This is a genomic window from Pseudomonas sp. NFACC43, assembly GCF_900119645.1.
Lineage (GTDB): Bacteria > Pseudomonadota > Gammaproteobacteria > Pseudomonadales > Pseudomonadaceae > Aquipseudomonas.
The window spans coordinates 1-13,271 of sequence record NZ_FPKK01000030.1; the positions used below are offsets into that span (position 1 = coordinate 1).

2 protein-coding genes are annotated in these 13,271 nt (G+C 65.6%); both read right to left on the reverse strand.

Going from position 1 to position 13,271, the window contains the following annotated elements; all coding sequences use genetic code 11:
- Positions 1–9,054: non-ribosomal peptide synthetase (locus BT179_RS26120; RefSeq protein WP_305728732.1), on the reverse strand; the 9,054-nt coding region annotated here is incomplete at its 3' end.
- Positions 9,051–13,271: non-ribosomal peptide synthetase (locus BT179_RS27105; protein WP_143148737.1), on the reverse strand; the 4,221-nt coding region annotated here is incomplete at its 5' end. The genes BT179_RS27105 and BT179_RS26120, both read right to left, overlap by 4 nt.

Here is a 13,271-nt window from a genome sequence, read left to right on the forward strand (position 1 = left end):
CCAGGCCGTGACGTCCACGGCGGCTTCGGTGGGGCCGTACAGGTTGTGCAACGCCACCTGCGGCAGTTGCGCCTTGAAACGCCGCACCAGATGCCCCGGCAAGGCTTCGCCGCTGCACATCACCTGCCGCAGCCCGTCGCAGCCGTGGGCGGCGCCATGGGCCAAGAACACGTCCAGCATCGACGGTACGAAGTGCAGCGTGCTGATGCCCTGGGCCTGGATCACCTCGCACAGGTAGGCTGGGTCGCGATGCCCGCCAGGACGGGCCATCACCAGCCGGGCGCCGGTGAACAGCGGCCAGAAGAACTCCCACACCGATACGTCGAAGCTGAACGGGGTCTTCTGCAGCACCGCATCGGCAGCCGTCAACGGATAAGCGTCCTGCATCCACAGCAGGCGGTTGACCACCGCCCCATGTTCGTTCATCACGCCTTTGGGCAGGCCGGTGGAACCGGAGGTGTAGATGACATAGGCCAGATGGTCGCAGCGCAGCTCCTCGACCCTTGGATTAGCCGTCGACTGGGTCGAGAACGCGGCATCGTCCAGCAACAACGTCCGGGCATCGGTGGCGGGCAGGCGTGCCTGCAAGGCCCCCTGGGTCAGCACCACGCTCGGCGCGCAGTTGTCCAGCATGTAGGCCAGGCGATCGAGCGGATAATCCGGATCGAGCGGCACATAAGCAGCACCGGACTTGAGAATGCCCAGCAGGCCGGCCACCATTTCCAGGCTGCGCTCGGCGCAGATCGCCACCCGATCGTCCGGGCGGATCCCCAGGGCGATCAGGCGATGGGCAACCTGGTTGGCGCGGTGGTTCAGTTGCTGGTAGCTCCATTGCTCGTCGTCAGTCACCACGGCGATGGCGTCCGGGCTGGCCTCGGCACGGGTTTCGAACAGACCGTGCAAGGTCAGGCCTCGGGGATAATCGACCGTGGTGGCATTGAACGTTTCCAGCAGGCGCTGGCGTTCAGTCATGGGCAGAATCGCCAGCTCACCCAGGGGCGTCTCCGGCGCCCGCTCCAGTGCCGTGACCAGGCTTTCGAGGGTAGTGTGCATGTAGTCGCCGACACGCCGCGCATCGGTACCGGCCAGTGCCTGCACCACCAGGCTGAAGCCTTCGCCTTCGTCATCCACCGCCAGCGCCAGGGGGTAATTGGTACGCTCTTGGCCGCCAATCGACTCGATGCCCTGCCACGCCGACAGCGCCTGGGCAGTCACCTCGACCCCGCAATGGCGATAGTTGAGCATTGAACTGAACAACGGCGTCGGTGCAACCACACCGCTGCAGCGCTGCGCCAGGGCCAGTGAGGCATGCTCATGCCCCAGCAGGCCAGTGAGACGCCTGTGGGTGGCCTTGACCCCGGCGGCCACACCGTGCCCACCCAGGCTCACCCGCAATGGCAGGGTGTTGATGAACATGCCCAGTGCCCGATCGGCGCCCTCGCCCCCCTGCATCCGCCCCAACAGCACGGTGCCGAAGACCACTTCGTCGCGACCGCTGACACGACCCAGTACCTGGGCCCATGCCAGGTGCATCACACTCGCCGCACTGACGCCCAACTGCCGGGCCCGGGCGCGAAGACGGCGACACAAGCCCGCCTCCACCGCCAGCTTCACTTCCTCCACACCGGAGCCATCGCGCTGCACATCCTGCAGACCGAACGGCAGGGTCGGCTCCTGGATATCGCCAAGCATCTCGCGGAAAAAGGCTTCGTGTTCCTGCTGGCCGACACCCAGGCGCGCCTGGGCCACATAGTTGCGGTAAGGCACCGCATTGCCCAGTTCGTGCGCCTTGCCAAGCAACTGGGCCTGCATTTCACGCTCCAGGACTTCCAGCCCCGTATGGTCCAGCACCATGTGATGGAACAGGAGCATCGCGATCCAGCGTCCGTTGTCGACGTCCTCTGCGATAACCAGGCGCAACATCGGCGCCTGGCGCACATCCAGGCGCACATGCCGGGCGTCGAAACGCTCCTGCAGCTGCGCAACGACATCCCCGGCGCTCGGATCCGGTTCCAGCTCATCGACGATCAGCCGAGCCTGTCGCCATACCACCTGCACCGGTTCGTCGAGGCTTTCCCAGGCCATCGAGGTCCTGAAGATGTCGTGGCGCTCGATCACCCGCTGCAACGCGAGGATGAAGTCATCCAGGCGTGCGCGGCTGTCAAAGCCGAACAGCGTCTGCAGCACATAGGGATCACCTTTTTTCGCCGTCAGGTGGTGATACAGGATGCCTTCCTGCAGGGGCGCCAGGGGGTAGATGTCCTGCACGTTTTGCGTGCCTCCCGGCACGCTTGCCACGATCCGATCGATGGCCTCCTGGCTCAATGCAGCCAGTGGCAACATGTCCGGGGTGATTCGCTCGCACCCTTGGACGATGGCATTGGCCGGTACCACCACCTCGCGGTGTCCGCCCACGGCGGCTGCCAGTGCCCGCAGCGTCGGTTGGCTGAACAGGACCCGCACGTCCACGGCCATCTCGGCCTGGCGCATGCGCTCGATCAGCCTCATCGCCAGCAGCGAATGGCCGCCCAGTTCGAAGAAGTTGTCGTGACGCCCCACACGTTCGACGTTCAACAACTCGGCCCACAGGCCGGCCAGCGCTTGCTCGACCTCGCCCTGGGGGGCCTCGTAGGCCTGGCTGGCGTACGCCTCCGCCGCCGGCACGGGCAAGGCCTTGCGGTCCACCTTGCCGTTCAGTGTCAAGGGGAACGCCGGCATCAGGACAAACGCGGCAGGTACCATGTATTCGGCCAGGGTGGCGGACAACTGCTCGCGTAACGCCGCCACGGTGAGGCTGACCTCAGGCTGTGCAATGAGGTACGCCACCAGGCGTTTCTCTCCCGGCTCGTCGGCCCGCACCACGACCACCGCGTCCTTCACGCCGCCACAGGCGACGAGCCTGGCCTCGATCTCTCCCAGTTCCACACGGAACCCGCGGACCTTGACCTGATCGTCGTTTCGTCCCAGGCACTCCAGATTGCCCTCGGGCAGCCAGCGGCCCAGGTCACCGGTGCGGTAAAGCAGCGCGCCGGGCTCGGGGCTGAACGGATCGGCGATGAACTTCTCCGCGCTCAGGTCCGCTCGGTTCAAGTACCCCTTGGCCACGCCCTTGCCGCCGATGCAGATCTCGCCGACCACACCCAGGGGCGCCAGCCGCTGGCGTGCATCCAGTACGTAGACCCGGGTATTGGAGATGGGCCCGCCAATGGGCACGCTTTGCGCGTGCTCGGCCACAGCCTTGACTTCCAGGGTCGTGGCGTAGGTGGTGGTTTCGGTCGGACCGTAGCAATGCACCAGGCGCAAGCCCGGCGCCAGGCTCAACAAGCGTCGGAAGGAGGCCGCGTCGGCGCGTTCGCCACCGCACAAAAGAATGCGCAAGCCGCCGATGGCTTCGGGGATCAGTTGCACGTACTGGTTGAAAATGGCCGTGGTCACGAACAGCACCGTGACGCCCGTATCGACCAGGACCTGGGCGAACCGCGCTGGTTCGAGGAGGGTTTCATGGTCGATCACCACCACCTGCCCGCCGTTGAGCAGCGCGCCCCAGACATCCATGGTGCTGGCGTCGAACGCCGGATTGGAGGCAAAGGCGATTCGGTCGTGGGCATTGAAATCGGCGTAGCCGTTGTTGATCACCAGCCGGTTGATGGCCCGGTGGGGAACCAGGACACCTTTGGGCTGCCCTGTCGAACCCGAGGTATACATGATGTAGGCAATCGATTCACTGGATTGCGCCAGTGCCGGATTGTGGATCGGGCCTTGCAAGGTCAAGGTGTCCAGCTCGACGCGAGGGGTGCCCTCGGGGGCGACTTCGGTACTGAAGGTGAGCAAGACCTTCGCCCGGCAATCCTCCAGCATGAAGCCCTGGCGCTCCAACGAAGCGTTGCGATCCAGGGGCACATAGGCCGCCGCGCATTTGAGGACCGCCAACTGGCCGACCAGCAGGTCGATCGAGCGCGGCAGCAGGATCGCGACGCAGTCGTCCGGTTGCACGCCGAGTCCCAACAGGTAATGGGCCAGGCGATTGGCTCGCTCGTTCAGTTGCGCATAACTGACCTGTCGCTGCCCATGCACCGCCGCGACCGCCTGGGGCAGGTGTGCAACCTGGGCCTCGAACAGCGCCAGGACGGTCTGGTCCTGCGGATAAGGGCGATCGGTGGCGTTGAAATCCGCCAGCAGCAGGTCGCGTTCGGTTTGCGGCAGGATCTCCAGGCGGTCGAGGGGCATGCGCGGCGCTTGCTCGAGGGCTTGTACCAGGCCTTCGAGCGCGGTGTGCATATAGGCACAGATGCGCTGCGCACCTATTCCCTGGACGACAAGGGTGCTCAACATGAAGCCTTCGCCCAAGTCATCCACCGACAGGGTCAGCGGGTAGTTGGTACGTTCCTCGCTGCCAAGGACTTCCATGCCCTGCCAGGCATCCCGGGCCTCGACCGAGGTCGCATCGGCCGCGCTGTGCCGGTAGTTCAGCAACGCGCTGAACAGCGGGGCCGGTGAAGCCACGCCGCTGCAACGCTGGGCCAGGGCCAGGGACGCATGCTCGTGGCCGAGCAAGGCAGTCAGTCGCCCATGGGTAGCCTTGACGCCGGCCAGCACGCCCTGGGCTTGCAGATCGACCCGCAGCGGCAACGTATTGATGAACATGCCCAGGGCCCGGTCGGCGCCCTCGCCGCCCTGCATCCGCCCCATCAGCACCGTGCCGAAGACAACATCCTGGCGTCCGGACAACCGTCCCAGCACCTGGGCCCACGCCAGGTGATGCAGGCTGGCCGCACTGACACCGATTCGCCGCGCCTGTGCCCGCAGCCGGCGGCTCAAGCCGGCTTCCACCGCGAGCTTCGCCTCCTCGATGCCAAGGCCGTCACCCTGGACCTGTTGCAAGCCCAAGGGCAGCGTCGGTTCGTCGACGTCGCCCAGCATGTCGCGGAAAAATGCCTCGTGCTCCTGCTCGCTGACACCCAGGCGAGCCTGGGCCACATAGTTTCGGTACGGCATCGCCTCGCCGAGCCGATCGGCCTGGCCGAGCAGGAGCATCTGCATCTCCTGTTGCACCACTTCCAGCGCGGTATGGTCCAGCGCGATATGGTGGAACAGCAGCATCGCCACCCAGCGCTGGTTGACCGGGTCATGGGCATGGCGCAGGCATATCAGCGGAGCCTGGCGAATGTCCAGGCGATGGTGCCGGGAGTCGAAGCGCGAATGGAGCTGGGTCACGGCATCGGCGCCTCCGGTTTCCAGCGTGACGGCTTCGACACTCAACGCGGCCCTGCGCCAGACCACCTGGATCGGCTGTTCCAGGCCCTCCCACAACACCGCCGTGCGCAGGATATCGTGACGATCGATAACGCCTTGCAGCGCCTGCGCGAAGGCCTCGATACGCGCTTCGCTGTGGAAGGCGAACATCGCCTGGAGCACGTAGGGATCGCCCTGCCGCGCCGCGATATGGTGGTAGAGAATGCCTTCCTGCAGCGGCGCCAGCGGGTAGATGTCCTGTACGTTGGACACACCGCCCGGCACGCTGGCGACGATCTGGTCGATCGCCTCCTGGGTCAACGACACCAGCGGCAACAGGTCAGGCGTGATCCGTTCGCAGCCGCAGGTGATTGCGTTGGCCGGGACCTCGACCTCATTGCCGCCGCCCACCGCCGCGGCCAGGGCCGCCAGGGTTGGCTGGCCGAACAGTACGCGGACATCGGCACTCAAGCCGACCTGGCGCATCTGTTCGATCAGGTTGACCGCCAGCAACGAATGGCCGCCCAGCTCGAAGAAATGATCGTGGCGCCCCACCCGCTCCACATGCAGGACCTGCCTCCACAGGCGGGCCAGGGTGTTTTCGACCTCCCCCACGGGGGCTTCGTAGCCCCGGCTGACGATCGAAGCCTGGTCCGGCACCGGCAAGGCCCTGCGGTCCAGCTTGCCATTGGAGGTGAGGGGCAAGGCCTGGAGCTGTACATAGGCCGCCGGCACCATGTAGTCCGGCAAGCGACTTTGCAGATGAGCGCGCAGGGCTTCGATATCCACTGCCTCGTCGCTGGAGCGCGGCGTGAAATACGCCACCAGGCGTTTCTCTCCAGGCGCGTCCTCGCGAACCAGCACCACGGCTTCCTTCACGTCATGGTGTTGGGCCAACCGGGCTTCGATCTCCCCCGGCTCGATACGGAAACCACGGATCTTCACCTGGCCGTCGTTACGGCCCAGGTACTCGATGTTGCCGTCGGCCAGGAAACGTCCCAGGTCTCCGGTGCGGTACATCAGGGCCCCGGGTCGCTGGCTGAAGGGATCGGTGAGGAATTTTTCGACCGTCAGTTCCGGACGGTTCAGGTAGCCCTTGGCGACGCCCATGCCGCCGATGTACAGCTCACCCGCCACGCCCTGCGGCACAGGCCGCTGTTGGGCGTCGAGAATGTAGACCCGGGTGTTGCCCAAGGGGCGACCGATGGGAATGCTGCCCTCGCCGACCGCCTTGATCTCGTACGTGGTGGTGAAGGTAGTGGCTTCCGTGGGACCGTAGCCGTTGAGCAGGTGAACCGGGGCGCCTTCCTTCAAGACGCGCCCGATCACCGCCGGGTCGAGTACATCGCCGCCCACGATCAGGTAGCGCAAGCGGGCGAAAGCCGTCATCAGGCTGGCCGCGTATTGATGGAACAGCCCCGCAGTCATCCACAACACACTCACCGATTGCTCGATCAGCAGCGTGCGCAGGCGCTCCTGGGACAGCAGCACTTGCTGCTCGACCACCACCACGCACCCGCCGTTGAGCAAGGGGGCCCAGACGTCCAGGGTGCTGGCGTCGAAGGCGGGATTGGAGGCAAAGGCCACCCGGTCCCGCTCGTTGAAATCGGCATAGCCGTTATTGATCACCAGCCGACTGATGGCCCGGTGCGGTACCAGCACGCCCTTGGGCGTGCCCGTGGATCCGGAGGTGTACATGATGTAGGCCGGCGCTTCACTCGACTGTGGCGCCGGCTCGGCGTGGGCCGGCTGCCCGCCAAGGTCGATGGTGTCCAGGTCCACGCGGCGCACGTGCGACGGCAACGCCTCGGCGCTGAGGGTCAGCGCCAGCACCGCGCAACTGTCCTGGATCATGAACCCTTGGCGCTCGGCGGGCGCGTTGACGTCCAGCGGCACATAGACCGCCGCGCACTTGAGGACCGCCAACTGGCTGACCAACAGTTCGAGCGAACGAGGCAGCAGCAGGGCCACGCTTTCACCGGCCTGCAGGCCAAGCCCCATCAGATGGGCCGCCAGGCGGTCGGACTGGCAATCCAGTTCACCATAGGTCAGGGTTCGTCCGCCCTGCACCGCTGCCGGCGCATCCGGCCGGGCCCGGGCCTGAGCCTGGAACAAAACCTGGATCGGCTGTTCCCGGGGATAATCGCGGTCGCTGTCGTTGAAACCCAGCAACACACGTTCCCGCTCTGCCGCCGGCAGCCATGACAGGCTGTTGAGCATCGCCCCGGGGCTTGATTCCAGGGCGCCGACCAGGCTTTCAACGGCCGCCAGCATGTATTCGCCTATGCGCTGCGCACCGATGAGCGCACTGGCCTGCACCGTCAGGGCAAACGCGTCGGAGAAATCGTCCACCGAGAGAATCAGCGGGTAGTTGGTGCGTTCTTCCGCACTCAGGGCTTCGATCCCCTCCCAGGCCTGGCTCGCTTCCACAGGCAGGACTTGAGCCGCGCTGGCGCTGTGGCGGTAGTTCAACAGCGTACTGAACAGCGGCGCCGGGGCCGCCACGCCGCTGCAACGTTGCGCCAGGGCCAGGGATGCGTATTCGTGGCCCAGCAGGCTGCTCAGCCAGCCGTGGGTGCTCTTCACCCCATCGCGGACACTCTGCGCCCCTACACCGACCCGCAGCGGCAGGGTATTGATGAACATGCCCAGCGCCCGGCTCATGCTTTCGCCCGCCTGCATCCGCCCCAGCATCACCGTGCCGAACACCACGTCCTCGCGGCCCGAGACGCAGCCCAGTACCTGGGCCCAGGCGAGATGGAAAATACTCGCCGCGCTCACCCCGAGCTGTCGCGCGTGCCCGCGCAAGCGCCGACCGAGGTCCGGAGGCACTGCCAGGTGATGTTCCTCGATGGCAATGCCGTCCCCCAGTACATCCTGTTGGCCGAAGGGCAGCGTCGGCTCCTCGATGTCGCCAAGCATCTTGCGGAAGAACGCCTCGTCGGCCTGCCGCTGGCCAGCCTGACGGGTGCGGGCCACATAGTTGCGGTAAGGGATGGCAGGCTGCAACTGATCAGCCTGCCCCATCAGGCAAGCCTGCATTTCGCTCTGCACGACCGTCAGGGCCGCGTGGTCCAGGGCCATGTGATGGAACAGCAGCATGGCGGCCCAGCGCTGGTGGACGGTGTCTTCGGCGACCACCAGCAACAGCAACGGCGCCTGGCTGACGTCCAGGCGATAGTGGCGAGGATCGAAGCGCGCCTGCAATTGCGCCATCGCATCGCCCTCGCCCAGCTCGGCGCTGATGTCCTTGACACCCAGCCGGGCCTGGCGCCAGACCACCTGGACCGGCTCTTCCAGCCCTTCGCGGACGATGGCGGTGCGCAGGATGTCGTGTCGGTCGATCACGCTTTGCAAGGCATCGACAAAATCCGCCAGGCGCTCACGCCGAGCGATGCTGAACCGTGCCTGCAGGACATACGGGTCGCCCTGGGTCGCCATCAGGTGGTGATAGAGAATCCCCTCCTGCAACGGCGCCAGCGGGTAAATGTCCTGCACATTGGGCGCACCGCCCGGAACCGTGGCAACGATGCGGTCGATGGCGCTCTGGTCCAGGCTCACCAGCGGCAGCATCTGCGGCGTGATGCGCGTGCAGCCGGCGGGAATGGCGTTGGGGGCGATGTCGGGTTCGCCGCCCTGGTTGGCATCGTATTGGCCGGTCTGGATCAACGAGATCAGTGCGCTCTTGTGTTCGCGCAGCAAGGCCAGTACCGCAGGCTCGCTCAGCGATTGTTTTCGGCCCCGCACCACGAGCTGATCGCCCTTGACTGAAAGCTGTACGTCTTTCTCTCTTAGTGTCGCCAACAGTTCGATCACACTCACAGGACAATCTCCATTTTTTCTGTCGTTGCCGCGTATTCCGAGAGCGTTGGCCGCTCGAATAACGTCCGCACATCCGCTTCCATGCCTTCCTGGCGCATCCGCTCCATCAGGCTGACGGCGAGCAGGGAATGCCCGCCCAGTTCGAAGAAATGATCGTGACGACCGACACGCTCTACGTTGAGCACTTCAGCCCACAACTGGGCCAGGGTGATTTCGGTGTCGCCGACCGGCGCTTCATAGCCACGGCTGATGAACGCCCCCAGGTCCGGCGCCGGCAGCGTCTTGCGGTCGAGCTTGCCGTTGGGGGTCAGGGGCATCGCGTCCAGGCAGACGTAGGCCACCGGTACCATGAAGGCGGGCAGTTGTGCCTGCAGGTACAGGCGCAGCGCTTCGATGCCCAGTGCTTCGTCTGCCGGGTACTGGGTGAAATAGGCCACCAGGCGCTTCTCCCCCGGAACGTCTTCACGGGCCAGCACCGCCGCTTCCTTCACCGCCTCGTGCTGGGCGAGCCTGGCTTCGATTTCGCCCAGTTCGATACGGAAACCGCGGATCTTCACCTGGTCGTCGTTGCGCCCCAGGTACTGCAGGGTACCGTCGGGCAACCAGCGACCGATGTCTCCGGTCTTGTACAAGCGGGCATCGGCCTGGCCGTAGAACGGATCGGCCATGAAGCGGGTTTGGTTGAGCTCCGGCCGGTTCAGGTAGCCACGCGCCACACCGACACCGCCGATGTGAATCTCGCCCGGCACCCCCACCGGCAACAGCTGGCCGTGGTGGTCCAGCACGTGCAGCTGCATGTTGCGGATGGGCCGGCCAATCGGGATCGACTGGTCCCGGTAGGTTTCCAGATGGCTATCCACGATGTGCCAGGCAACCACGTCGCTGCACTCGGTCGGCCCGTAGCTGTTGATCACCGTTGGCCGTGGCTGCGGCAGTTTCTCCAGCAGGGCGACCTGGATCGGCTCGCCGCCCAGGACCACCCGTTTCAGGCAGGCCAGTGCCTGCTGATGGTCGGCGTCCACCAGCGCATGGAACGCGCTGGGCGACATGTTGAGGTGAGTGATCCCGGCCTCGACGACCTGGGCGACGATGGCACCTGGATTGAAGGGTTCTTCAGCCAGATGCAGCGTGGCGCCCACCATGAGCGGTGCCAGGATGTTCTTCTGGGTCAGGTCGAAGTTGTAGGAAGAGGCCAACAGCACTGCATCGCCGGCATGGAACGCCAGGTCCTCGAGGTACCAGTCCATCAGGTTGCGCAGGCCGCGACGCTCCACCATCACGCCCTTGGGCAGTCCGGTCGAACCGGAGGTGTAGATGACATAGGCCAGATGGTCAGGTGTCAGGCCTGTCACGTGCGGGTTGTGATCCGGCTCGTCCAGCCATGGGCCGGCGTCCAGGTCGATCAGGGGCACCTGGGCGTCCGACAGCAGCGCCCGGGTACCGGCCTGGGTCAGCACCGCAACCGGCGCGCTGTCCTGCAGCATGAACGCAAGGCGCTCGGCCGGATAAGCCGGATCCAGGGGGACATACCCCCCGCCGGCCTTGAGCACCGCCAGCAGTCCTACCACCATGTCGACACTGCGCTCGACGCAGATCGCCACCCGCGAATCCCCTTCCACGCCCTGCTTGCGCAGATAATGGGCCAGCCGGTTGGCTCGCTCGTTCAACTGGCGATAGGTCAGCCGCTGTGCGCCACCGTGCACGGCCAGGTCATCCGGCGTGCGCTGTGCCTGGGCCTCGAACGACGCCTGAATGGCTGGTTGCTGCCGTGGGGCGTCGGCTTGGTGGGCATTGAACTCGGCCAGCAGCCTGTGGCGCTCGCCAGGCGGCAGGATCGACAGCTGATGCAGTGGCGCCTGAGGAGACTGTTCGAGCATCTCGATCAGCCTTTCCAGGGTCTGGCGCACATAACCACACATCCGCTGGGCACCGATGCGCGCAGGCGTCATCACAGTGAAGCTGAACGCCTCGCCCTGGTCGTCCACCGCCAGCGTCAAGGGATAGTTGGTCCGCTCTTCGCCACTGAGCATCTGGATACCGTCCCAGGCCGACAACGCCTCGGTGGTGGTGATCGCACCCGTGTGCCGATAATTGAGCAAGGCACTAAACAGTGGCGTCGGCGCTTCCACGCCGCTGCAACGTTGCGCCAGTGCCAGCGAGGCGTGCTCGTGCCCCAGCAAGGCGGTCAGCCGCGCATGGGTTGTGGTCACACCGGCACGCACATCGGTTTGCAGGCTGACCCGCAGTGGCAGCGTATTGATGAACATCCCCAGCGCCCGGTCGGCCCCCTCGCCGCCTTGCATCCGGCCCATCAGGACGGTACCGAACACCACCTCTTCGCGGCCCGACACCTTGCCCAGCACCTGGGCCCAGACCAGGTGGTACAGGCTCGCCGCGCTCACACCGAGCAGACGGGCCTGGGCCCGCAATCGACGGCTCAGGTCGGCCTCGACAAGCTGTCCGGCCTCCTCGATCCCGCTGCCATCGCCTTGCACATCCTGCAAACCGAACGGCAATGTCGGCTCGTCGACGTCGCCAAGCATGTCGCGGAAAAACGCTTCGTGGGCCTCGCGGCTCACCCCCAGGCGAGCCTGGGCCACGTAGTTGCGGTACGGCACCGACGCCGGCAAGCGATCTGCCCGCCCGAGCATGTGCGCCTCGATCTCGGCGGACAGTGCCGCCAGGGACGTGGCGTCGTCCACCAGATGATGGAACAGCAGCATACCCACCCAGCGCTGGTTCGCCGGGTCCTGGGCATAGGCGACCCGTATCAGCGGTGCCTGGCGAATGTCCAGGCGGTAGTGCCTGGGGTCGAAGCGCTGGTGCAACTGCGCGGCGACATCGCCCGCCGCCGGGTCCAGCTCCACCGACTCCACCACCATCCGGGCGTCACGCCAGACCACCTGCACGGGCTCGGCCAGGTCCTCCCAGAGCACACTCGTACGCAAGATGTCATGCCGGGCGACGACCGATTGGAACGCGTGGGTAAACGCCTCCAGTCGGGCGAAGGTGTCGAACGCGAACATCATGTATTGCAGATAGGGATCGCCCTGGGCGGCGGCGAGGTGGTGATAAAGGATACCTTCCTGCAGCGGTGCCAGGGCATAGATGTCCTGTACGTTGGCCAAGCCGCCCGGCACCATCGCCACCACGCGGTCGATCTCGTCCTGGCTCAGGGTCGCCAGAGGCAACAGCTCTGGCGTGATCCGTCGACAGTCCGAGGCAATACGATTGGCCGGCACCACCACGTCCGTACGTCCGCCTACCGCAGCGGCCAGGGCCGCCAGGGTCGGTTGACCGAACAGCACCCGGACGTCGGCGCTCAGCCCGACCTGGCGCATGCGTTCGATCAGCTTCACCGCCAGCAGGGAATGGCCCCCCAGTTCGAAGAAGTTATCGTGACGACCGATCCGATCAAGATCCAGCAGGTCCTGCCAGATCGTGGCGATGACGGTTTCGGCATCGCCTTGCGGTGCTTCGTATTCGCGAGTCGCCACCGATGACTGGTCCGGCGTCGGCAACGCCTTGCGGTCGAGCTTGCCGTTGGTGGTCAACGGGAAGGCATCGAGCATCACGAAGGCGCCTGGCACCATGTAGTCCGCCAGGGAGCCCAGCAGTGCGGCACGCAACCCGGTTGCCGTGGGCGACTCGCCTTCTTCGGCGATCACATAGGCCACCAGGCGCTTGTCCCCCGGCTCGTCCTCGCGCGCGATGACCACCGCTTCGCGGACACCTTCGCACACGGCCAGCCTGGCTTCGATCTCCCCCAGTTCGATGCGGAAGCCACGAATCTTCACCTGGTCGTCGTTGCGGCCCAGGTATTCGATGCTGCCGTCGGCCAGTCGGCGTCCCAGGTCGCCGGTCCGGTACAGACGCGCCCCTTTGCATCCACTGAAGGGATCGGCGATAAAGCGTTGCCGATCGAGCTCGGGACGATTCAGGTAACCACGGGCCACACCCGCACCGCCGACGTACATTTCCCCGACTACACCCACCGGTACCGGCTCGCGCCGGGCGTCGAGCACATGCAATTGCAGGTCGGGAATGCGCGTGCCGATGGGGCTGACACCGACCCGCTGCGCGTCGTCCGCGCTCAGCGCATGGTAAGTCACGTGCACGGTGGTTTCGGTGATGCCGTACATGTTCACCAGTTGCGTGCCGGCGTTGATCTCCCGGGCATACCACGGCTTGAGAATGCCGGTTTCCAAGGCTTCGCC